Genomic DNA, 20,480 nt, shown 5'->3' with positions numbered 1-20,480 from the left:
GAAAAGCCGCATCATGCCTCATGCTCTCACATGCACCGCATCAGCTCCGACATCATGCAGCAGCCCGCCGCGCCGGCTTCGATGCAGGCGTCGAGCTTGTCCATGCCGATGCCGCCGAGCGCGAATATAGGGATCGGCGACTCCTTGCAGACGGCGGCGAGGGCGGCGATGCCGAGCGGGACAGCACCCGGCTTGCACGCCGTGACGAAGATGGGACTGAGCGTCGCGTAGTCTGCGCCAAGGGCGACGGCTTCGGCGATTTCGGCGGCGGAATGCGCCGATGCGCCGACGAGCTGCACAGCGCCCGCTTGCGGCGCTGACCGCCGCCCGCTCGCCGCTCGCCATTCGCGCAGGACGTCAAGCGGCAGATGGATGCCGTCCGCGCCGAGTTCCGACATCATGCCGAGCGCAATCCGACCGTGCGCGAGACACTTCTTGCCGCCCTTATGCACGATGCGTGCGACCTTTGCGAAAAGCATCCGATACTCCTCCACACTCAAATCCTTTTCGCGCACGATGATCCAGTCTGCCATCTCCATCGCGGCGACGCGCTCGATCTGCGCGAGGAAATCGCCTTTTACGAGACGGCGATTCGTGATGCACGCAATGATTCTTCCCCTATACATAGACGTAATCGTTCAGTACGGGCTGCAAACCGCCGCGCGAAAGCCCTGCGTACATCTCGGCGAGCGAACGCGCGTCGGCGATTTCAAACTGCTCGTCACCCGCCGCCTGCGCTTCCTTTCCCTCGTACTTCTCCTCGTGGTCGCCGATGCCCGTCGAGACGCCCGCCGATACCTTCGTCGCCGCGATCTTCACGATGCCGTCGCGAAAGCTCGCCGACTCGCGCGAGGAGACCGTGATGCCGACGTAGGGCAGGAAGATGCGGTAGGCGCATAGCACCTGGCAAAGCTCCCTTTCATGCACGTCGCGCGGGTTGATTCCCGCGTTGTTGACGATGGGACGAAGCCTTGGACAGGAGAGCGAGTATTCGACGTGCGGATACTTGCGCTGCAGGAAGTAGACGTGCAGCGCCGTCGCCAGGGCGTCGCGCCGAAAGTCGGCGAGCCCCAGAAGAGCCGAGAAGCCGACGCCCCTCATGCCGCCCAAGATGGCGCGTTCCTGCGCCTCGAAGCGGTAGGGAAAGACGCGCTTCCTGCCCGCGAGGTGAAGCTCCTCGTAGCGCACGGCGTCATACGTCTCCTGAAACACCGTCACATAGTCCGCGCCGCACTCGTGCAGATAGCGATAGTCCGACGTATTCACCGGATAGATTTCGAGTCCGACGTTGCGGAAATGCCGCCGCGCTAGACGGCACGCCTCGCCGATGTAGGCGATGTCGCTCTTGGCGGGGCTTTCGCCTGTCAACAGCAGGATCTCCTCGATGCCCGACGCCGCGATGACCTCCATCTCGCGTGCGATCTCCGCTTCCGTGAGCCTGCGCCGCACGATGTCGTTGTAGCGGTTGAAGCCGCAGTAAATACAGTAATTATCGCAGTAATTCGCGATGTAAAGCGGTGTGAAGACGTAAACCGTGTTGCCGAAATGACGCCCCGTCTCCCGCTGGGCACGCCTCGCCATGCGCTCCAAAAACGGCGCGGCGGCAGGCGAGAGTAGCGCCGCAAAATCCTCGATACTGCACCGTTCGTACGCGAGAGCGCGTTCCACGTCGGCGGCGCTGTAGGCGGCAGGATCGTACTCCGCTGTCGCAGAAAGCACCTTTTCGCGCACATCGGAATCAATCCGCTCCATATCGCTCGCATACGCCATGACATCCGTGCGGCTCGCCGGATCGTTTTCGAGCCGATGCTTCCTTTCAAGCGCCGCGCCGCTCAAACGCGCCGAATCTATGAAGTAGCTTGCATCTTCTCTCATCTCGTCGCCTCTCCTTCGTGCAGAAAGCCCGTCAGCGGATCGGACGCAGACGCGCCGCGCTCCAAGACGCGGCCAAGCCCCGCAAGATACGCCGCGCGTCCCGCCTCGATCGCCGCCTTGAACGCCCCCGCCATCCGCGCCACGTCGCCCGCCGTCGCGATCGCCGTGTTCGCCATGACGGCGGCGGCGCCGAGCTCCATCGCCTCGCACGCTTCCGACGGCCTGCCGATGCCCGCATCGACGATGATCGGCACGTCGATCTCCTCGACGAGAATCTTGATGAACGCTTTCGCCTGCAGCCCTTGATTCGAGCCGATGGGAGCGGCGAGCGGCATGACCGCCGCCGCTCCCGCCGCCTCAAGGGCGCGCGCCGCATAGAGGTCGGGAAACATATACGGCAGGACGGTAAAACCCTCGGCGGCGAGCAATTTCGTCGCGCGAACCGTCTCCTCGTTGTCCGGCAGAAGATACTTCGCGTCGCGCATGATCTCCACCTTGATGAAGTCGCCGCAGCCAAGCTCGCGCGCCATGCGTGCGATGCGCACGGCTTCCTCTGCCGTGCGTGCGCCCGACGTGTTCGGCAAGAGCGTCACATGCTCAGGAATGTAATCGAGGATGCTCTGCCCTTCGCGCGTATTCGTGCGCCGCACGGCGAGCGTCACCATTTCCGCGCCCGCATTTTCCACGGCAGCGCGGATGAGTTCGAGCGAATACTTGCCCGAGCCGAGGATGAAGCGCGAGCGGAACATTTTGCCGCCAAGCTTCAACATGTCTTCCCCTTGCTTCTTTTCCATACGATTTCCCCCTTCGCCCTCCCTTTGGGAGAAGCCTTTGCCATCGACAGCACGCTCCTCATCGTCTCAGCCGCCGCCGACGAAGCTCACGATCTCCACGACGTCGCCCGCCGCAAACCGCACCGAGTCATACGTCGCCCGCGGCACGATCTCGCCGTTTCGCTCGACAGCGATGCGTGCGGGTACATATCCCGCTTCCTGCAGATAATCCAAGAGCATCCTGCCGTCCGCCGCAACGTCCTCGCCGTTGATCTTCACCATCTTCATCCCTCCCCAAAAAGAAAAACCGCATACGCCAAAGCGGTGTATGCGGTCAAAGTCGCCCTCTATTCCCTACGTTGGCATGATCCAAATCAGGTTTCGGGTCGGAGCGAAAAGCCCCCTCTCAGCCCATTCGTGGACTCCCCTTTTTCAGTATTCATTATAGCGCAGTTGTGGAAAAATGCAAGGAAAATTCGCCGACGCCGATCTGCTTTTCTACACGCCGCTGTGCGCGTTCTGCGGTACGAACATCACGCGAAGCTGCATACCCAACCCCTCGGCCAGCCTCTTCATCGTCTGCATTGAAGGGTTGGCCTCTCCTGTTTCAATGCGACTGATATCCGCCTGCGAAATGCCCGTTCTTGCAGACAATTCTTTTTGCGTGAGCTTTGTAACCTTCCTTGCCTCCAATAGTGAGCGAATAAGCTGAAACTCAGGCTCTAGTGCCTCATACTCTGCCTTGAACTCAGAATCCTTCAATCGCTCATGCAAAGTCGTATGAAAACTTCTCATCGCTGCATCCCCCTCTGCCTATAATAATCGGAATCCTGTGCAAGAATGAATTCTTCAGCGGGCGCTATCCCTTTTTCCATCTCATAATACACGACACAAAAACTCATCATACCGCTCCTTGTAATTCATTATATGTTATTTATCACATATAATCAACAACAAATACGGTGCAGCTAAGAGTCCTAAGACTGCACTGTATCTCTTCTCAAATTTATGCTATACTGATATCGTAAGACAGGTCGACAGTTTCAACGATTCCTGTAGCTTTATTCCATATTTCCGTCTCAAAAAGGAGGTTGAAAACATGCCTTCGACCATGATACGAGTCCGCATGGATTCAGCGTTAAAAGCCCAAACGGATGCCGCACTCGCCAGCATGGGACTCAACATGTCCGTCGCGGTCAACGCGATGGCGCGTCAGATCCTGCGCCAAGGAAGGCTTCCTTTTGAGCTTTATGCAACAAATCCCGAAACGATGGCCGCTCTGCAGGAGGCCGAAGAGATACGCAGAAATCCCGAGAATTTCAAATCCTATGCTTCAGCACATGAAATGATGGAGGATATTCTTTGAAATACAAGATCATCCCCACAGCACGTTTCCGCAAAGACGTAAAAACTGCTGCCAAACGCGGTCTGCCTCTTTGCCGTCTGGAAGAAATCGTCGACCAGCTTGCCGCTGGAACGCCATTGCCCGAAAGGAATCGCGACCATGCACTTACAGGTACATTCGCAGGATATCGGGAATGTCATATATTGCCAGATTGGTTGCTAGTCTATCGTATTGATAACGAAATTCTCACTTTACTCCTTCATCGAACGGGTACACACAGCGATTTATTTTGATGCTCTTTCTCTTTATGAAGGAGCAAGACCTAACGCTAAAGGAGCTGTCGCAAACACACGCGACAGCTCCTTTTCCGTATTTTGCAGATTGCACCGCCTTCTACGCGCCATGCATAAATATACATTCCTTCCCCCTCAAAAGCGAAAGTCCCTCATGCCGTCGCCGAGTTCCTTGAGGTAGAGCGCCGCCTTCTTCTTGACGGCGGGGTTCGGGATGTCCTGCCACTGCTCCTGTATGACGCGTTCGCCCTTTTCCTGCGTCGTTTTTTGCGCGTAGTCCTCCAGGTATTCCTTCAAAGTCATGAGCGCATTCGGCAGACAGCAGTTCTTGATCTGCCCGCTCTTACACAGGCTCATGAAGCGGTCGCCCGTGCGTCCCGCGCGGTAGCACGCGGTACAGAAGCTCGGCACATAGCCGAGGTCTAAGAGCCATTCGATGACTTCGTCCAGCGTGCGCGTGTCGTTGACGTCGAACTGCGCCGAATTTTCCTCGGGGCTCTCCCTCTTCTCATAGCCGCCGACGCTCGTCGAGGATGCGCCCGAAATCTGCGAGATGCCGAGGTCGAGGACGCGGCGGCGGCTCTCCTCGGATTCTCTCGTCGAGATGATCATGCCCGTATAGGGCACGGCGATGCGGATGACGGCAACGATCTTCGCGAAAGTATCGTCGTCGATGGCGTTGGAGAACGCGCCCGGGTCGATGTCGTCCGCCGGCCGAATGCGCGGCACGCTGATCGTATGCGGGCCGACGCCGAAACGCGCTTCCAAGTGCTCGGCGTGCATTAAGAGGCCGACGAAGTCATAGCGGTACATGTTGAGACCGAAGAGCACGCCGCAGCCCACGTCGTCGATGCCGCCCTCCATCGCGCGGTCCATCGCCTCCGTGTGCCACGCGTAGTCATGCTTCGGGCCTGTCGGATGGAGTTTTTCGTAGTTTTCCTTGTGGTACGTCTCCTGAAAGAGGATATAAGTGCCGATGCCCGCTTCCTTGAGCTTTCGGTAGTCCTCGACCGTCGTCGCCGCGATGTTGACATTCACGCGGCGGATCGCGCCGTTTTTATGCTTGATGGAATATATCGTCTTGATGCTTTCTAGCACATATTCGAGCGGATTATGCACGGGGTCTTCTCCCGTCTCCAGCGCGAGGCGCTTGTGCCCCATATCCTGCAGAGCGATGACCTCGCGGCGGATCTCGTCCTGCGTGAGCTTCCTGCGATGGATATGCTTGTTCTTCGCATGGTAGGGACAGTAGACGCAGCCGTTCACGCAATAATTCGACAAATAGAGCGGTGCAAAGAGCACGATGCGCTTGCCGTAAAGCTCCTCCTTGATCTCCTTGGCGAGCGCGAGCATCCGCTCGACGAGATCGGGCGCATCGACGGCGAGCAGCAGCGCCGCCTCGCGGTGCGTGAGTCCCCTGCAGTCACGTGCACGCGAAAGAAGCTGCTCCACGAGCGCGCGATCGTCCTTGTTCTCTTCCGCCCACGCGAGCGAGGCGAGAATTTCCTCATGGTTGATGAACTCCTCGGCACGCGCGGACTTCGGATCGTACGTTGTCATGCTTATGCCCCCTTGCATCCTCAAGATCTTTCCTGCTTCCCGCCCTCTGCCAAGGCGCTAAAGCCGTAGTCGAGGAGCGCGGCGGCCTCCGATGCCCGCGTATCCTCGTCGTCCGAGTGCATGACGACGGCGATCAGCTCCGTATCGCCGCGCACGGCGGATGCTGCGAGGCAGCCCCCTGCCGCACGCGTCCAGCCCGTCTTGAGTCCCGTGCAGCCCGGGTAGGAGTAGAGCAGCGCGTTCGTGTTCTCGCAGTACGTCTTGTAGCCTGCAGGCTGCAGGTAGTAGATCGTGCTCGCCTTCGTGCCGACGATCTTGCGGAACTCGGGATTTCGGAGGCCATAGGCGGCAATGAGGGCGATGTCATGCGCCGTCGAATAGTGGTTCGCATCAGGCATGCCGTTTGGGTTGACGAAATGCGTATGAAAAGCGCCTATCTCCCGCGCCTTCCGATTCATCATCGCCGCGAACTGCGCCTCCGAGCCGCCGAGTGTCTCGGCGATGGCGAGCGCCGCGCCGTTGTCGGAGATCAGCATCATCTGGCGCGTGAGATCTCGAAGCCGCGCCTGCTCGCCGGGGCGCACGCGCGTCGTCTCGACGTCGGCGGCAAACGGCGTAATCGTCACGGCAAGGTCGGCTCTGCCGCTCTCGACCGAGAGGATGCACGTCATCATCTTCGTCATGCTCGCAGGATACTCGCGCTTGTCGCCGTTCTTCTCGTAGAGCACCTCGCCCGTACGCGCGTTCATGAGAATCGCCGCGTCCGCTGTCATCGAGCGCACGGAAGCGGGCGGCGCGGCGAGTGCTGTGGGCGGCACAGGCGGAGTAGGGGAAGCGGCAGGGGCAGCGCCGGGCAGAGCGGCTTCAGGTATCGCAGGCGCAGCGTTCGGCGCGTTCTTCCGCGACGGCTTTCCGAAGGCGATCGTGCGCCGCGCTGAGCCAGCATGCTGCGGCTCGGTGTGCACCTCGGTCTGTCCGACGTCGTGCGCACGCTCGCCGACCGCGACGGGCGCGTGCGCGGCGAGCGCGGGCACGCCCCCCGTCAGCGCATACGAAAGCGCGAGCGCCGCCGCAGTTCTGCGCAAAGCGCGATGTCCCAAAAGGCGCACGCCGCTCGGCCTGAAACCACAAAAAGAGAAGAAATCCTTACATCCCAGCAAAAGAACTGCCCCCTTACGAAACCGCCGATAAATCCGGCGCTCCCCTCACATCTCCTTGACCGGCACGGGGCCGCGCGACAGCGCGATGGCGCCCGTGCGTGCGATCTCGATGATGCCGTACTCCGAAAGCACTTCGGACAGGGCGTCGATCTTGTCGCCCTCGCCCGTCAGCTCAATGACGACATTCTCCTTGCTCACGTCGACGATGCGCGCGCGGAAGATGTTGACGACGTTGATGATGTCGGCGCGCGTCTCCTTCGTCGCCCGCACCTTGATCAAGACGAGTTCGCGCTTGATCGAGTCCACCTCGCTGAGGTTGACAATCTTGATGACGTCGATGAGCTTCGCGAGCTGCGTCGTAACCTGCGCGAGTTCGCGCTCGTCCTCAACCGACACGACGATGTTGATGCGCGTCACGTCCGGCTCTTCCGTATAGCCTGCCGAAATGCTCTCGATGTTGAACGCGCGGCGGCTGATCAGCCCCGATATATGCGTGAGGACGCCCGGCTTATTGTCGAGAAGCGCCGCGAGGAAAAATTTCTGCATCATGCTTGATTCAACCGCCTTCCTTACCGCCTTGAGAAGTCTCAGGCGGCACTCTCATCATATCACACATGGGCGAACGACGCCACATGCTGCCACGCGATCGCGAGGAACTTGTCGCGCAAGGCGTCGCTCCAGATCTCCCGATGCCCCTCTCGCTCATACAGATGCCATGTATAAGCGCTCATGTCGATCGTACCGTCCATGCGCGTAAACTCCTTCGTTTCCAAACGAAACTCATGTTCCTTCGTGCGGATTGCGAGCTTGTACGTCTGCCCCGGGAAGATGGAATTCGAGATCACATACTCGCGTGCCCTGCCGCCGAACACGGCGGGCAGGTTCGCATCGAGCGTTTCATCCATGGGCAGCCCCGCCTCGTGCATGACGACGGCATGGAGATCGAGAAGGCTCACGAGCTCATCCGTCATGCCGATGGCGGGAATGCCCGCACCGCGCATCATGAATGCCGTGCCGCAGCGCTCGTCGCTGAAGAAGAACGGATCTTTGCTGTGAACGGAAACCCCGTGGTCGGAATAGGCATTGATGATGTACTCATCGTCCTTGTAGTGATCCTCGATATAGCGGAAAAGCTCGCCAAGCGCCCTATCCATGCGCTCGATGGCAGCCACGTTGTCGTACACGTTGCGCCGTTTTCCATTGAGATCGAATGCCCTCTCTCTCGGCACTCCTTCATAGACACGTTCCTGCCAAGGAAGCTTCGCCTGCGTTTTCGGCTGGGGCGGAATGGCATAGGAAACGACCGGATGCGAGTCCGATACATGCAGGAATACATAATTGTCGCACTCCGCAAAAGCATCGAGATGATCGATCGTCCGCTTGACGCCCTCGTACGTCGGAAGCGTGATGTACGGAGCTGCGACGATACGGTCATAACCGCGTTTGAGACCATTGTCTATACCTGTGGCGTCTCCCATGGTCTGCACGCAATGGTAGCCAAGCTCCTTCATGCGCTCGGAAAGCACCTTGTTTTCGGCAGGAATTTCCATCCACACATCCCCATGGAAAACCTGGCTTCTGTGCATATGCATTCCCGTTTCCATCGTACTGAGAGAAGCAAACGTGTACTCGGCGACAGAAAACGCTTGATCAAAGATCACACCCTTGGAAAAAAAGCGCATGAGATTCGGCATGGCACGGAATCCATCGCGGCGCATCGCCGCCCAGGACAAGCCGTCGAGCAGAAGATTCAAAATCAGGCGCTTGCGCTTGGGACTGTGCACGAGCTGCACAGGTTCCGTCACAACGAAAACCCCTTCCGAAAAGGTAAGGCGCGTGTCTCTCTCCATGCGCAAAAGACCGAATTCCCCGATCCCCGTATAGAAATCTCCGCGCGTCTGTCCATCATCGAGCGTGATGGCAGCCTTCATCTGGGATTCGAACGGTGCAATGGTGGCGGCGACAAGAACGGGCACATCAGGCGATACATGAACGTTCAAAGAAGTCGCAGTCATCGCCCTGCGCAGGTCGAAGGTGATATTCGAATAAAGCTCCATATCTTCTTCGCCCGAATACTCCAGATGAGCCAAGCGCACAGCACGCATATTGAAAAAGATATCGGTATTGTAGATGCCGCACCACAGCCTTCTCCCTCTCTTTTCCGGTGAAAGGAGAAACCTGCCGAACAACGTGTGCCGATGCGCCTGCACCCCTCCCTGCGAAAGCAGCTCGACTTCCTCGTAAAAGGGCGTCTGAAAGACCGTCAGCCTTCCCATCAGAAAAGCACGCCGCACAGCCATGTCCTCAAGGCGAATAGGCATCCCCAACAATTCCCCTGTATGCTTGTGACAAAGTCCCTTGAAGCGCGCAGCAAGCTCCTCTTCGCCCTGTGCATCATAAATATCGACAAGCAGCCGCCACAATCCCACATGAACGGAGCGAAGCGCATACGCACGCTCTGCCAAGACACGTGCTCCGGGCAAATCGCCTGTGACAAATCGAAAAACCGCCTCGATGAAAAGAGGTTCCGCTTCATCATGGCTCAAAGCAGCAAATTCTGTCAATGCAGCTTTCGTCGAAGGAGGAAAGGAGCGCTGTTCAAGCCACAGAAAAAGCTGCTTTCTAAGGACATTCGTGCGCTGCTCGCGCAGAGCGTCCGCCATGAGCGGAAGAAGTTCGGACTCCGGCGCGTCAAGCAGCATTTTCTGCACGGCATCCAAAAGACGTGTGCCGCCTTTATGCAGCAAGAAGCGGTTCTCATCATTCCAGAAGAACACGGAAGCATCCGCATCGAGGGGGAACAAGCGGTACGACAGTTCCTCATACGAGGGAAACTCCTGCGGAGATGACGCCACTTCCGACAATCTCACCGCCCTGTCGAAAAGCGCTGCGCGTGCCCTTTCATAGTTCGCGCGCATAGCATCGGCATTCGGCACATAGAGCAAATCACGCAGCAGAGAAAAAAGCTCCTCATCGGGCGCACAGTTATACGCTTCCATCAACGCAAGAACCACAGTTCGCCAAGCTGCCGCGTCTCCCGCAGCAGCCGCCTCCTGCAGCTGCCCGATCAGCTGCACCTCTTTCTCATTCATCCCACTGTCTCCCTTACTCGCTCTCCAAGACCATTTCGTCGAGACTCTTGCCGCCCGGCACCATCGGCAGGACGTCGACGTTGCCCGGCACGATGACGTCGATGAGCATCGGCTCCTCGCTTGTCAAGGCCGCTGCCAGATCCGCCTTGAGACTTGCCGGATCTTGGAGGCGGCAAGCCCCCACGCCCATCGCCTCGGCGAGCTTCACGAAGTCCGTGCTGCCCGGCAGGAGCGTCTGGGAATAATGCTTGTCGTAGAACATGCGCTGCCACTGCGTGACCATGCCGAGCACGCGGTTGTGCACGACGATGATCTTCACGGCAACGCCGTTCGCCGCCGCTGTCGCCATCTCCTGACAGTTCATCATGATGCTTCCGTCGCCCGTGAAGAGGATGACCTGCTGGCCGGGCCGCGCGACCTTCGCGCCGATGGCGGCGGGCAGGCCGTAGCCCATCGTGCCGAGACCGCCCGACGTCAGGAAGCGGCGCGGCTCCTTCGCATCGTAGTACTGCGCCGCCCACATCTGATGCTGGCCGACGTCGGTCACGATGATCGCATCGTCAGCGGCAAGCTCGCTGACCGTCTCGATGAGCTGCTGCGGCATGACGCATCCTTCCTTCTTCTTGTAGGAAAGCGGCTGCTCATTGTTCATCTCGACCGTGTAGCGGCTCCACCCGGAAAAGCGTGCGCGCAGATCGCCGAGCGCGGCCAGCTTTTCCTTGAGGAGCGGCAGCGACCAGCGCAGGTCGCCGAGCACGCGGCAGTCAGCGACGACGTTCTTGTTCACCTCGACGGGATCGACCTCGAAGTGCACGATCTTCGCGCGCGGCGCGAAGCCCTGAATTTTGCTCGTCACGCGGTCGTCGAAACGCATGCCGACGGCGATGAGCAAATCGCACTCCTGGATCGCCATGTTCGCCGCGTATGTGCCGTGCATGCCCGCCATGCCGAGGAAGTTCTCGCGTGCGGCCGGCACGCAGCCGATGCCCATGAGCGTCGTCACCGAGGGAATCCCCGTGAGATCGAGAATCTCGCGCACAGTCTTTGCCGTATCCGAGAGCGTCACGCCGCCGCCGAGGATGAGGAGCGGCCGCTTCGCCTCGGCGATTGCCGCCGCCGCCGCCTCGACCTCTGCCGCCTCGCCCGTGAAATCTGCCGTATAGCCCTTCAAGTGCACCTTCTCGGGATAGACATAATCCAGCTCCTGCGTGAAGACGTCCTTGGCGATGTCGACCGTGACCGGCCCCGGACGCCCCGTGCGCGCGATGAAGAACGCTTCCTTCAAGACCTGCGGCAAATCCTTCGCCGCCTTCACGAGGTAGTTGTGCTTCGTGATCGGCGTCGTGATGCCGCAGATGTCCGCCTCCTGGAAGGAATCCTTGCCGATGTAGGGATTGCCGACCTGCCCCGTAATGCAGACGAGCGGGACAGAATCCATGTACGCCGTCGCGATGCCCGTCACGAGGTTCGTGCCGCCGGGGCCGGACGTCGCCAGGCACACGCCGACCTCGCCCGTCGCACGCGCATAGCCGTCCGCCGCATGAGCCGCTCCCTGCTCGTGGCGCACGAGGATATGGGGAAACTTCTCCGTGTAAATCGCATCGTAGAGGTCGAGCACAGCGCCGCCCGGATAGCCGAAAACAACGCGCACGCCCTCCTTGCGCAGGCTTTCCAAAACCGCCTGCGCCCCATTCATCTTCAAAGCAAACACCTCACAAATCTATACTTCTCCTGCGCCGAAAACCCGCGTCCTCGGCGACGAAACGGCCGATGGCCGAAAGCTGTGCGCCCAGGCACGCGCGGCAATGCTCGGGCGTATCCTTGACGCACGCCTTGCCCGGATAGAGCGCGTACTTGCGGCGAAAGTCGCCCTCCGTCACATTCGGCATGATGACGTTCGCGCCCGAGCGCAGGATGAGCGAACGCGCACCGCGCTCCAAGGTCTCCATCGCCGTCGTCGCCGGAATATTCGCCTCGGGCAGGAGCAGCCGCAAGAGCGAAACCATGCGCCGCGTCAAGTGAATGTCACCCGCCGCCGCCTCGCCGAGCGGCGTATCGCCGTTCGGGATGAAGGGGCCGATGCCCACCATGTCCGCATCAATCTCCTGAAAAAAGAGAATATCGCGAGCCAGAGACTCGACCGACTGCCCGGGCAGCCCCACGAGCGACCCCGTGCCGACCTCGTAGCCGAGCGCGCGCAGGGACGCGAGACATGCGCGGCGCGCCTCCCAGCTCATGCCCGGGTCGAGTCTTTCGTAGAGTTCGCGATCCGTCGTCTCAATACGAAGCAAAAAACGGCTTGCCCCCGCTTCCTTGAGCGCACGATACTCCTCTTCTGTGCGCTCGCCGATGGAAAGCGTGATGACAAGCCCCAAAGCCCGTATTTCGCGCAGGATCGGGGCGAGCCGCTCGACATGCCAATAGCCGTCCTCGCCCCCCTGCAGCACGACCGTCCGATAGCCGTAACCGCGTGCATTTTGCGCCAGGCGCACGATCTCCTGCGAGCGCAGGCGATAGCGCTCCGCCCTTTCATTTTCACGCCGCAGACCGCAGTAAAAGCAGCTGCGCCGGCAGATATTCGTGAACTCGATGAGTCCTCGAAGATGCACGCCGTCGCCCACATACTTTCGCCGCACGCGGTCGGCGGCAGCGGCGAGAGGCTCTTCTGCAGCGGAAGATGTCAAAAGCTCGGCGAGCTCCTCCTCGCACAAGCTATGCTCATTCTCCGCCTTTTCGATCAGCCTTTGCCCCATGATCCTTTTGCGCCTTTTCTTCAGATGCCTGAGCGGAACCTCCCAGCAAGGATGCCGTCAGATCTTCACGCTCATGCTCTTCCATCCGCTTCAGATCATCCGTCGTCAGCGTCTTCTTCGTCTGTGCGGCAATCTCCATGCGATGCCCGCGCTCGTAGGCGAGCACCGCTTCAAGGAACTTGCGCTCCAAGCTCTTCTCGGGCAGATCCTTGATGACCGTCACATTCTTCGGGAACGTCGTCGTGATGGACGACCATGTGCTGTCGAGATCATCGGCACGCTCCAAGGTCGAAGTCCCCGCCGCAAGATCGATGCGCAGATATTCCGCCTCGCCCACAAGGTCATCGTAGCCCGCGAGCGATTCGCCGCGCCAGCGCCTCTTGGCGACGACGTCGGCAATCGCCACATCATCGTACGTCTGCAAGGTCGGCACGATGAGCACGCGCGGGTTCAGCACGCCGCCCGCAAGAAGCTCATAGTGCATGACGTTCTTGTTGAAGAAGTAATTGGCACGCGCCGAGGACTGCACCCATTCGTAGATATTCGGCGGCACATGAGGCGCCGCATCTGCCGTCGCCGCAAGAAAAATGAGCGGAAGGGCGGCCGCCAGCCATCGTTTCATCTTCATCTTTTTTCTTTCACTCCTTTTCTTCCAGCCATTCGAAAAATCTCAATCGTCCGCCGCACGGTAAAGCCCGTCAAGCTCATACGGCGTCTCCTGATACACATAATAGTTGAGCCAGTTCGCGAACAAGAGGTTCGCCACCGAGCGCCAGCGCACGACAGGCGTTTGCGTCGGATCGTCCGCCGGGTAGTAATTCTGCGGGATCTCAATCGGAAGCCCCGCCGCCACATCGCGGTCGTACTCCTGCTTCAAGGAAAGCGGATCGTACTCGGCATGACCCGTGATGAAGAACTGCCTCTTTTCGATATTGGCAATCGCATAGACGCCCGCGCGGCTCTCTGACTCCGCGAGGATCGTCAGCTCGGGCATGCGCTCGATGTCCGCCTTCTTTATCTCCGTATGGCGTGAATGCGGCACATAGAACTCATCGTCGAAACCGCGAAAAAGTCGCTCGTGCTCGACGCAAAGGTGATGCTTGTAGACGCCGAAGACCTTCTGCCCCGTAGCCTGCTTGTCGATGCCGTAGTGGTAGTATAGCCCCGCCTGTGCGCCCCAGCAGATATGGAACGACGAATAGCAGTGCTTCTTGCTCCACTCCATGATCTCGGCGACCTCTTCCCAGTAGGCGACCTCCTCGAAGGCCATCTGCTCGACGGGTGCGCCCGTGATGATGAAGCCGTCATACTTTTTGTGGCGCACCTCGGCGAACGTGCCGTAGAACTCCGCAAGATAGTCCTGCGACGTATGCTGCGGCACATACGACTCCGTATAGATGAAGTCGACCTCGACCTGCAGCGGCGTATTGCCCAAAAGGCGCAGAAGCTGCGTCTCCGTCACCGACTTGTTCGGCATGAGGTTCAGGATCAGAAGCCTAAGCGGGCGGATATCCTGGCTGTAGGCACGCTCCGCATCCATGAAAAAGATATTCTCGCTCTCCAGAACCTGCGCCGCCGGCAAACTGTTCGGTATTTTGATCGGCACGAAACCGCCTCGCTTTCCCCAGAGCGGCCGAGCCGCCTCAATCGTGATTCAGTTTAGCATAGAACAGGGAAAGGTGTCAAATGAGAAGGGTGCAGGAAAAAGGAAAACCGCCTTGCGGCGGCTTAAATATTCGAGGAGTCGAATGTCATATTTTTGTGCTTCCTTTATGCTGCACTTTCTGAAATCATAGCTGCAATATCCTCATGCTGTATCGTATCGGTCTCGATTCTGCCATCCGAACGGTCTATATCGGCTTCATAGGCAACGCCAGCTTCATAAATCTCCACAATGCTGGCTGTCTCACCGCTCTTGAGACGTACTCTGTCATACAATTTGATTTCCATAATATCACCTCGTCACATAAATCGAAATCAATCGAACGACCTCTGCATCTTGTATCTGATACCCGAGGGTGGAATAGAACGCCTCCGCTTTATGCTTGTCTTTCGCCGGATTCAAAGCATACTGCGTGAGCTTCTCTTTTGGAAAGACCGCTATCCCATAACCCCGTATCTCTAAGGTCATTATACCACCTTCGAACATATTTTTCGACAGCATACAAAATTTTTTACTGCCCGTCCCGCATATCTCCTCCCATCCACCGACGCCATACTTCCTCATACGCCGCCTCGACTTCCTGCACATATTGGCGAAAGTTCATCAGCGGTGAGGCGAGGAGCATGTCGCGCTCTTTTTCTCGGAGCATTTGGAGCGTTTCGGGCGAGCCGGCAAGGAGCTTTGCGATTTCCACGTACTGCGCTGCATCCTCGGCGATCAGCTCGGGAAGGCCTGCATTCTGCAGCAAGCTCGCGCCGAACCTCGCGCCGTGCGTCCCGCCCTTGAGTGTCACGACGGGTACGCCCATATAGAGCGCCTCGCACGTCGTCAGCCCGCCCGTATAGGGGGCGGTATCAAGCGCGATGTCCATGTCGGCATACTCGGCGAGGTAATCCGAGGAAAAGCCGCGCAGCTCGATGCGCGACGCATCGAGACCGAGCCGCCCGAAGCGCTCGACGGCGATCGAGCGCCCCTCTTCGCTCCCAAAGAGCCGGCTCTTCAAGAGCAGCCGCGCGCCCGGCACATCCGCCAAAATCTGCCGCCATAGGAGCAGCATCGCGTCCGTGACCTTGCTGTAGTTGTTGAAGCAGCCGAAGGTGATATGCCCGCGCGAAAGGCACGGCGGCGGCGCGACATCCGGCATCACGACGAACGGCAGGTAGCAGAAGTGGCTGTGCGGCAGGGAGAGCGGACGCTCGCTCCGCTTCTCCCGAGCGCCCTGCGACGCGCCGTCCTCCGCCGCGCCTCGGCAGTTCCCTCCTGCCGTGCGCTCTGCCGCCATTTTCGCATCTTCCGCCACGTCCTCCGCCGCATCGAGCACCCGATCCCCAAGCACATAGTCGATCGCCGAAAGCCCCGTCGATCCCATGTAGCCTAGCCCTGTAATCTGCACGGGCGCGGGCTTTCGCGCGAGGACGGCGAGGCAGTTGTCCTTCGTGTGCCCCGAGAGGTCGCAAAGGATGTCGATCTCGTCCGCCGCGACGAGCCGCGCCGCCTCCTCGGGCAAAAGCCCGAGGATATTCGTCCAGTGAACGCCCGGCTGCTGCGCCATCGTGCGCGACACAGCGTCCTCGCTATTGTTCGCATAGCAGAAGACCTCGAAGCGCTCGCGGTCGAAAGCACGGAGGAGCGGCAGCAGGAAGAAGGCGACCGCGTGACGACGGAGATCGGGCGAGATATAGCCGATGCGAAGCCGCGCATGCGCGTGCCGCACCCTCGTGTGCGCCATGCGCTCCACATCGGAAAAGAAGCCGTCGAAGCCCTCGGCCAGCCCCGCAAAAGGCGCACGCTCCTCCACGGCGACATAGTTGAGCGCGAAGAGCGCGTTGCTGTATTCCGCCACGGCCTGCGCTTCATCTGCCTCCATGCGGCTCGCGGCGAGAAAGGCACGGACGCCCTCTGCCGCGCTTCCCGCGAGCGTCAGCGCAGAACCCCTGAGGCTATAGCCTTCCGCGAGGAACTTTCGATAGTAGGCGGCAAGCGGCGCGGGCGGCTCCTCGGCAAGCCGCTCCTCCAAATACGAGATGAGCGCCGCGAGATGCTTAAGCTCCGTGCGCGTCCTGCCCTCGGCCTTCTCGATGTAGATCTCCTGCAGCGCCGCGCCCGGGTGCGCGGCAGCGCTCTCGCGGATACGTGCGATCTCCGCACGCGCCGCCCCATAGTCGCCAAGCTGCACGAGAGACGCCGCCAACACATAGCGAAGCTCCACGAGATCATGAAAAGCCGCCGCCTCGCCGGCAGAAGCCCCCGTCCAAGAGGCAAACGCAGCCGTGAGCAGCGCACGCACATCCGTGTACCGCGCGGCGGCAAAAAGGCGGCTCGCCTCGCCGAGCAACTCGGCAGGCGAGCCGCCTGCAAACGCCGCGAGCGGCTTCTTCGCCGAGCCGCCCAGCCCCTTCTTCTGACGCTTGCCGCGCTTAGCCATGCGCTTCCTCCCCGTTCACGAAGAGCACCTTGCAGTACATCTCCTGCTTGTCGTGCAGCAAGGCGAACGCCTCCTCGTATTTTTCAAACGGAAAGGTATGCGTCACGAGCGCCTCAGCATCGACTGCATGGCTGCGCATCGCGTTCATCGCGTCGAGCCATTCGGCAGGGCGCGTGTTGAGGCTGCTCTTCCATGCGCCGTGCAGCTCGACCTCCTTCTGCAGCAAGAGATCGTACATGAGACCCGTCATCTCAAGGCTCTTCTCCGGCCTTCCCATGACGACGACGCGCCCGCCGCGCTTCACGGACAGCAGCGCCGTCTCCAGTGCACCACCCTCGCCGAGCCCCTCGATGCACGCATCGGCGCCGCGCCCGCCCGTCAGGCGCATGACGTAGTTGTAGACATCCGAGCCCTCGATGTCGACCGACTGCAAAAAGCCCAGCGAGCGAGCGAAAGCCGCCTTTTCCATCGTTCGCGCCACGAGCACGATGTTTCGGACGTCGGCCTCGCGCGCCCAGCTTGCCAGCGCCAGACCGATCGAGCCGAGTCCGAAGACCACGAGCGTCGAGCCGGGGCCTACGCCCGTCTTGCGGAAAGCATGCAGAGCCACCGCCGCCGCTCCCGTCAGCGCCGCTGCACGGAAGCTCACGTCGGGCGGCAAAAATACGAGGTTCTGCTTCTTCACCGCCACGAACTCCGCCATGCCGCCCGCGCGCCCCGCGCCGTAGAGCTGCATCTCGCCGCAGTCGCGCGGCCTGCCGTCAAGACACGCCATGCAGCGCCCGCAAAAAAGCATCGGGTACGCCGCCGCCGCGCGGCCGACGAGAGCGACATCCTCCGCCTCGACGATGCGCCCCGCGAACTCATGCCCGAGGATCTGCGGCGCATTGTCCCCCGCCGCACCCGTCTCATAGACGCTCTTGACGTCGGACATACTGATGCCCGACGCCTTGACCTCAAGCAGCACCTCGTCCTTCGTGCGCTCGGGGCGCTCCACTTCCTCCAGACGCAGATCACGCGCCCCGTACAGCCGCAATGCCTTCATCCATGCCACATCCCTTCCATCTCCCGACGCCGCACCTTCTCGCCCAGCCATACGGCCAGCTCATCGGACGCCATATTGCCCGCTGCCACGTCGATGATGACCTCTTCGAGCACAGCGTCCTCTTCCTCCAAGGCACAGCCATTGACCGCGAGGAACACCAGCATCGAATGAAGCGCCGTGCGCTTGTTGCCGTCAAAAAACGGGTGGTTCTTCGCAATGCCGTAGCACAGCCGCGCCGCCTTTTCCGTCAATGTCGGATAAAGCTCCACGCCGCCGAAACTCTGGAAGGGCGCATTGACCGCCGAGGCCAGCAGCCCCATGTCGCGCACGCCCTTCTCCATGCGGGACGTGCGCTCCATCTCCTCGTGGAAATAAAGCACATCCTCCACCACCAACTGAATCTTGCTCATCGGTTCTCCAACTCCTTGTAGAGCTTCGCGTTCTTCTTCATCAGCTCTATGGAAGTCTGCCGAATCAGCTTTGCCGCTTCAAGGCTCGTCCGGCTCGTCTTTCTTTCCATCTTTTCCTCATTTCTTGCACTCGTCATTGGCTTGCCCATGGCACACCCCTCCTCGCGCCTCGGAAATGCGTTCTTTTCCTTGCCCTATAGTATAGTATACCACACTTTGCCGCCTGCGCCTACTTTTGCTTTTCCATGGGAATACTGCTGCATCATCAACGATTTTCTAGATAAAAAGTCTTGCTTTTCTTCTTTTTTTCTTTTATAATACAGATGTACAATAATCTGTCGTCACCAACGAAAGGATGTGCTGCCTCATGGCGATCACACTCGGAAACAACCTCATCCAGCACTCGACCTTGAACCGCATCAACCATACATCGAACAACCTCGCGCGTCAGATTTCGAGCGGCACGAAGCACCCGTCCGCCGTATTCGGACCTTCCGCCTACGCCATCGACATGCGCATGAATGCGAACATCGCCGCCGTCAGCCAGTCGGATGTCAATTCGCAGCGCACGAACGCCATGCTCAAGACGGCAGAAGGTGGCGTAAGCTCCTCCGTCGAAGCGCTCGGCCAGCTGCAGCAGACGCTCCTCAATGCCGCCAACGGCACGAACAGCGACTCCGACCGCCGCGATCTCGGCAAGATGGTCGATCAGACGATCGCCACGCTCAATGACAACGCCGGCATCCAGTACAACGGCATGAACCTCCTCGACGGCTCGAAGTCCGCGAACGTCGCCTCGCTCGACGGCTCGACGAGCATCACGAACCTCGGCGACATGCGCTCTTCCGCGCTCGGCCTGACGGACGCGAACGGCAAATCCACGCTGAACCTCGGCACGGACGCAGGCATCGCCGACGCGCTCGACAAGGTCACGACGGCGCTCAACAAGACACTCGACCAGGCGACGACCATCGGTGCAGCGCAGCAGCGTCTCAACTACCAGTCGGCGAACTTCGTCACGCAGGAAGAAAACCTCATGGCCGCCTCGACGACGAGCAACGGCACCGACATGGCAAAGGCCGCGAGCGAATTCAAGAACAGCGATACGCAGCAGAAACTCTTCCTCTTCGCACAGAAAGCGCAGATGAGCACGATGGCATCCCACTACTCCGCCTTGGCTCTGCTTCGCTGACATAACACAAAAAAATCCGGCCTAGCGGTCGGATTTTTTATTGCCTGTTTCCCTCATGATTCAAAGGCCTTCTCATCCGCCAAATTTCTCTACGAACTGTTCTGGCGACAAGATTGGTACATCACTCAGAGCATAATCTTTGGCATTGCGTGTTATGATGAAGTCAGCAGCCGCAGATTTGGCACACTCGACTTGCAAGCAATCCTCAAAGTCAGCAAACATCCCATTTTTCAAAGCTGTGCACAACTTCTCTCCATCAACAGCCTCTACTTGCAAAATTTCAAAAAAAGCCAACAGAAGCTTGCGCCGTTCCGAATTTGTAAAATGCTTTCGAAGGATATAAAACATATCCACAATGGAATGAGCCGCCACAATCCCCTCATAGTCGCGATTTTTGCATCCTAACACAATTCGATATGCCGCCTGGTAAAAAGGTTCTCGCTCCGTTAAATAATCAAGCAAAAGGTTCGTGTCCAGCAAGATCCGCATCAAAGATACTTCTCCTCCCTGTATTCTGCAAGTTCTCTAGCATAATCCAACTCGGGAACCTTGCGCTTCATGCTCTCCAAGACGGTGAAGGCCTTCTCACGAGCATCATATTGCCGTTGCTCCCGCGCGGCGAATTTGCGATGATATTCATTCATGTATTGGATCAGATCCGCTATTCCCTCGTCGGGCATGGATTCCATCATACGAAATGCCTCTTGACGTAATGCATTCATGTCGAACACTCCCTTCTTCGATTTCCATTATATCATAAACCACCCCCCATGCACATAGCAGAAGGAGGCTCCCGCCGCGGCGGGAGCCTCCTTCTTTACCATGAAACCCCAAGAGGTCAAGCCCAAAGGGCGCAGACTGATTGGTTAGGTTTCTGGTAAGGGCGGCGCACAA

At 59.3% G+C, this 20,480-nt stretch carries 23 protein-coding genes; 3 read left to right on the top strand and 20 right to left on the bottom strand.

The window, feature by feature from the left end:
* Positions 1-26: 26 nt before the first annotated feature.
* The 5 genes from SELSP_RS02260 to SELSP_RS02240 form a co-directional block, all read right to left on the bottom strand.
* Positions 27-626 carry a thiamine phosphate synthase gene (locus SELSP_RS02260; protein WP_006193581.1) on the bottom strand — a complete coding sequence of 200 codons (600 nt, stop codon included), beginning with the start codon at positions 624-626 and terminating at the stop codon, positions 27-29.
* Positions 619-1,875 (bottom strand): 2-iminoacetate synthase ThiH, encoded by a 1,257-nt coding sequence (gene thiH / locus SELSP_RS02255; RefSeq protein ID WP_006193582.1) that lies wholly within the window; start codon positions 1,873-1,875, stop codon positions 619-621. Before thiH ends, SELSP_RS02260 begins: the two co-directional genes overlap by 8 nt.
* On the bottom strand, positions 1,872-2,669 hold the full coding sequence (locus SELSP_RS02250) for a thiazole synthase (protein WP_006193583.1): 798 nt from the start codon (positions 2,667-2,669) through the stop codon (positions 1,872-1,874). The genes thiH and SELSP_RS02250 overlap by 4 nt, the downstream gene beginning before the upstream one ends.
* A 66-nt stretch (positions 2,670-2,735) precedes the next feature.
* Entirely contained in the window at positions 2,736-2,930 is a 195-nt protein-coding gene (gene thiS / locus SELSP_RS02245) for a sulfur carrier protein ThiS (protein ID WP_013740587.1), read from the bottom strand.
* A gap of 216 nt (positions 2,931-3,146) precedes the next feature.
* Positions 3,147-3,443: a helix-turn-helix domain-containing protein gene (locus SELSP_RS02240; protein WP_006193585.1), complete on the bottom strand. Its 297-nt coding sequence runs from the start codon at positions 3,441-3,443 to the stop codon at positions 3,147-3,149.
* A 304-nt stretch (positions 3,444-3,747) separates the two neighbouring features.
* Between SELSP_RS02240 and SELSP_RS02235 the strand changes: the two genes are divergently transcribed.
* Together SELSP_RS02235 and SELSP_RS11860 are read left to right on the top strand one after the other, a co-directional pair.
* Positions 3,748-4,014 (top strand): type II toxin-antitoxin system RelB/DinJ family antitoxin, encoded by a 267-nt coding sequence (locus SELSP_RS02235; protein ID WP_013740585.1) that lies wholly within the window; start codon positions 3,748-3,750, stop codon positions 4,012-4,014.
* The gene (locus SELSP_RS11860) at positions 4,011-4,286 is read left to right on the top strand and encodes a type II toxin-antitoxin system YafQ family toxin (protein WP_006193587.1); all 276 of its coding nucleotides are present in this window, start codon (positions 4,011-4,013) and stop codon (positions 4,284-4,286) included. The genes SELSP_RS02235 and SELSP_RS11860 overlap by 4 nt, the downstream gene beginning before the upstream one ends.
* Before the next feature lie 135 nt (positions 4,287-4,421).
* Here the strand turns inward: SELSP_RS11860 and hydG are convergent, their stop codons facing one another.
* The 13 genes from hydG to SELSP_RS12245 form a co-directional block, all read right to left on the bottom strand.
* The gene (hydG, locus tag SELSP_RS02230) at positions 4,422-5,846 is read right to left on the bottom strand and encodes a [FeFe] hydrogenase H-cluster radical SAM maturase HydG (protein ID WP_013740584.1); all 1,425 of its coding nucleotides are present in this window, start codon (positions 5,844-5,846) and stop codon (positions 4,422-4,424) included.
* A 20-nt stretch (positions 5,847-5,866) separates the two neighbouring features.
* Positions 5,867-7,006 (bottom strand): D-alanyl-D-alanine carboxypeptidase family protein, encoded by a 1,140-nt coding sequence (locus tag SELSP_RS02225; RefSeq protein ID WP_013740583.1) that lies wholly within the window; start codon positions 7,004-7,006, stop codon positions 5,867-5,869.
* Positions 7,007-7,051: 45 nt separating this feature from the next.
* Complete coding sequence (ilvN, locus tag SELSP_RS02220; RefSeq protein ID WP_037367896.1) at positions 7,052-7,552, bottom strand: acetolactate synthase small subunit; 501 nt, start codon at positions 7,550-7,552, stop codon at positions 7,052-7,054.
* Positions 7,553-7,614: 62 nt separating this feature from the next.
* Positions 7,615-10,098 (bottom strand): sulfatase-like hydrolase/transferase, encoded by a 2,484-nt coding sequence (locus tag SELSP_RS02215; RefSeq protein WP_006193591.1) that lies wholly within the window; start codon positions 10,096-10,098, stop codon positions 7,615-7,617.
* 13 nt (positions 10,099-10,111) lie between these two features.
* Positions 10,112-11,794 carry a biosynthetic-type acetolactate synthase large subunit gene (gene ilvB, locus SELSP_RS02210; protein WP_006193592.1) on the bottom strand — a complete coding sequence of 561 codons (1,683 nt, stop codon included), beginning with the start codon at positions 11,792-11,794 and terminating at the stop codon, positions 10,112-10,114.
* A gap of 16 nt (positions 11,795-11,810) precedes the next feature.
* Entirely contained in the window at positions 11,811-12,851 is a 1,041-nt protein-coding gene (hydE, locus tag SELSP_RS02205; RefSeq protein ID WP_006193593.1) for a [FeFe] hydrogenase H-cluster radical SAM maturase HydE, read from the bottom strand.
* On the bottom strand, positions 12,817-13,479 hold the full coding sequence (locus tag SELSP_RS02200; RefSeq protein ID WP_006193594.1) for a hypothetical protein: 663 nt from the start codon (positions 13,477-13,479) through the stop codon (positions 12,817-12,819). Before SELSP_RS02200 ends, hydE begins: the two co-directional genes overlap by 35 nt.
* Positions 13,480-13,521: 42 nt before the next feature.
* Positions 13,522-14,457 carry a homoserine O-acetyltransferase MetA gene (gene metA / locus SELSP_RS02195; protein ID WP_006193595.1) on the bottom strand — a complete coding sequence of 312 codons (936 nt, stop codon included), beginning with the start codon at positions 14,455-14,457 and terminating at the stop codon, positions 13,522-13,524.
* 164 nt (positions 14,458-14,621) lie between these two features.
* Positions 14,622-14,801 carry a hypothetical protein gene (locus tag SELSP_RS02190; protein ID WP_006193596.1) on the bottom strand — a complete coding sequence of 60 codons (180 nt, stop codon included), beginning with the start codon at positions 14,799-14,801 and terminating at the stop codon, positions 14,622-14,624.
* Between the two features lie 224 nt (positions 14,802-15,025).
* Complete coding sequence (locus tag SELSP_RS02180; protein WP_006193598.1) at positions 15,026-16,939, bottom strand: O-linked N-acetylglucosamine transferase, SPINDLY family protein; 1,914 nt, start codon at positions 16,937-16,939, stop codon at positions 15,026-15,028.
* Positions 16,932-18,035 carry an alcohol dehydrogenase catalytic domain-containing protein gene (locus SELSP_RS02175; protein WP_232362380.1) on the bottom strand — a complete coding sequence of 368 codons (1,104 nt, stop codon included), beginning with the start codon at positions 18,033-18,035 and terminating at the stop codon, positions 16,932-16,934. Before SELSP_RS02175 ends, SELSP_RS02180 begins: the two co-directional genes overlap by 8 nt.
* Positions 17,981-18,394 carry a type II toxin-antitoxin system death-on-curing family toxin gene (locus tag SELSP_RS02170; protein WP_006193600.1) on the bottom strand — a complete coding sequence of 138 codons (414 nt, stop codon included), beginning with the start codon at positions 18,392-18,394 and terminating at the stop codon, positions 17,981-17,983. The genes SELSP_RS02175 and SELSP_RS02170 overlap by 55 nt, the downstream gene beginning before the upstream one ends.
* On the bottom strand, positions 18,391-18,543 hold the full coding sequence (locus tag SELSP_RS12245; protein WP_006193601.1) for a hypothetical protein: 153 nt from the start codon (positions 18,541-18,543) through the stop codon (positions 18,391-18,393). The genes SELSP_RS02170 and SELSP_RS12245 overlap by 4 nt, the downstream gene beginning before the upstream one ends.
* A 218-nt stretch (positions 18,544-18,761) precedes the next feature.
* On the opposite strand from SELSP_RS12245, the gene SELSP_RS02165 reads away from it, so the two are divergent.
* Positions 18,762-19,586, top strand: a complete 825-nt coding sequence (locus tag SELSP_RS02165; RefSeq protein WP_006193603.1) for a flagellin — start codon at positions 18,762-18,764, stop codon at positions 19,584-19,586.
* Positions 19,587-19,658: 72 nt separating this feature from the next.
* Here SELSP_RS02165 and SELSP_RS02160 read toward each other — a convergent pair whose 3' ends face one another.
* Both SELSP_RS02160 and SELSP_RS02155 read right to left on the bottom strand, forming a co-directional pair.
* The gene (locus SELSP_RS02160) at positions 19,659-20,075 is read right to left on the bottom strand and encodes a PIN domain-containing protein (RefSeq protein WP_006193604.1); all 417 of its coding nucleotides are present in this window, start codon (positions 20,073-20,075) and stop codon (positions 19,659-19,661) included.
* Complete coding sequence (locus SELSP_RS02155; RefSeq protein WP_232362381.1) at positions 20,075-20,278, bottom strand: toxin-antitoxin system protein; 204 nt, start codon at positions 20,276-20,278, stop codon at positions 20,075-20,077. The genes SELSP_RS02160 and SELSP_RS02155 overlap by 1 nt, the downstream gene beginning before the upstream one ends.
* Between the last annotated feature and the right edge of the window lie 202 nt (positions 20,279-20,480).

This window comes from Selenomonas sputigena ATCC 35185 (genome assembly GCF_000208405.1).
In the GTDB taxonomy this organism is placed as follows: domain Bacteria; phylum Bacillota; class Negativicutes; order Selenomonadales; family Selenomonadaceae; genus Selenomonas; species Selenomonas sputigena.
This window is presented reverse-complemented; position numbering and strand designations above follow the sequence as displayed.

Excerpts from the sequence above, each read along its gene's own strand:
- thiS (WP_013740587.1), bottom strand. The coding sequence starts at position 2,930 with ATGGTGAAGATCAACGGCGAGGACGTTGCGGCGGACGGCAGGATGCTC.
- SELSP_RS02165 (WP_006193603.1), top strand. The coding sequence starts at position 18,762 with ATGGCGATCACACTCGGAAACAACCTCATCCAGCACTCGACCTTGAAC.
- SELSP_RS02190 (WP_006193596.1), bottom strand. The coding sequence starts at position 14,801 with ATGGAAATCAAATTGTATGACAGAGTACGTCTCAAGAGCGGTGAGACA.
- ilvN (WP_037367896.1), bottom strand. The coding sequence starts at position 7,552 with ATGCAGAAATTTTTCCTCGCGGCGCTTCTCGACAATAAGCCGGGCGTC.
- SELSP_RS02175 (WP_232362380.1), bottom strand. The coding sequence starts at position 18,035 with ATGGCTGGGCGAGAAGGTGCGGCGTCGGGAGATGGAAGGGATGTGGCA.
- SELSP_RS02215 (WP_006193591.1), bottom strand. The coding sequence starts at position 10,098 with ATGAATGAGAAAGAGGTGCAGCTGATCGGGCAGCTGCAGGAGGCGGCT.
- SELSP_RS02260 (WP_006193581.1), bottom strand. The coding sequence starts at position 626 with ATGTATAGGGGAAGAATCATTGCGTGCATCACGAATCGCCGTCTCGTA.
- SELSP_RS12245 (WP_006193601.1), bottom strand. The coding sequence starts at position 18,543 with ATGGGCAAGCCAATGACGAGTGCAAGAAATGAGGAAAAGATGGAAAGA.
- ilvB (WP_006193592.1), bottom strand. The coding sequence starts at position 11,794 with ATGAATGGGGCGCAGGCGGTTTTGGAAAGCCTGCGCAAGGAGGGCGTG.
- SELSP_RS02170 (WP_006193600.1), bottom strand. The coding sequence starts at position 18,394 with ATGAGCAAGATTCAGTTGGTGGTGGAGGATGTGCTTTATTTCCACGAG.
- SELSP_RS02250 (WP_006193583.1), bottom strand. The coding sequence starts at position 2,669 with ATGGAAAAGAAGCAAGGGGAAGACATGTTGAAGCTTGGCGGCAAAATG.
- SELSP_RS02160 (WP_006193604.1), bottom strand. The coding sequence starts at position 20,075 with ATGCGGATCTTGCTGGACACGAACCTTTTGCTTGATTATTTAACGGAG.
- SELSP_RS02240 (WP_006193585.1), bottom strand. The coding sequence starts at position 3,443 with ATGAGAAGTTTTCATACGACTTTGCATGAGCGATTGAAGGATTCTGAG.
- thiH (WP_006193582.1), bottom strand. The coding sequence starts at position 1,875 with ATGAGAGAAGATGCAAGCTACTTCATAGATTCGGCGCGTTTGAGCGGC.
- SELSP_RS02180 (WP_006193598.1), bottom strand. The coding sequence starts at position 16,939 with ATGGCTAAGCGCGGCAAGCGTCAGAAGAAGGGGCTGGGCGGCTCGGCG.
- SELSP_RS02155 (WP_232362381.1), bottom strand. The coding sequence starts at position 20,278 with ATGATGGAATCCATGCCCGACGAGGGAATAGCGGATCTGATCCAATAC.
- hydG (WP_013740584.1), bottom strand. The coding sequence starts at position 5,846 with ATGACAACGTACGATCCGAAGTCCGCGCGTGCCGAGGAGTTCATCAAC.
- hydE (WP_006193593.1), bottom strand. The coding sequence starts at position 12,851 with ATGGGGCAAAGGCTGATCGAAAAGGCGGAGAATGAGCATAGCTTGTGC.
- SELSP_RS02235 (WP_013740585.1), top strand. The coding sequence starts at position 3,748 with ATGCCTTCGACCATGATACGAGTCCGCATGGATTCAGCGTTAAAAGCC.
- SELSP_RS02200 (WP_006193594.1), bottom strand. The coding sequence starts at position 13,479 with ATGAAGATGAAACGATGGCTGGCGGCCGCCCTTCCGCTCATTTTTCTT.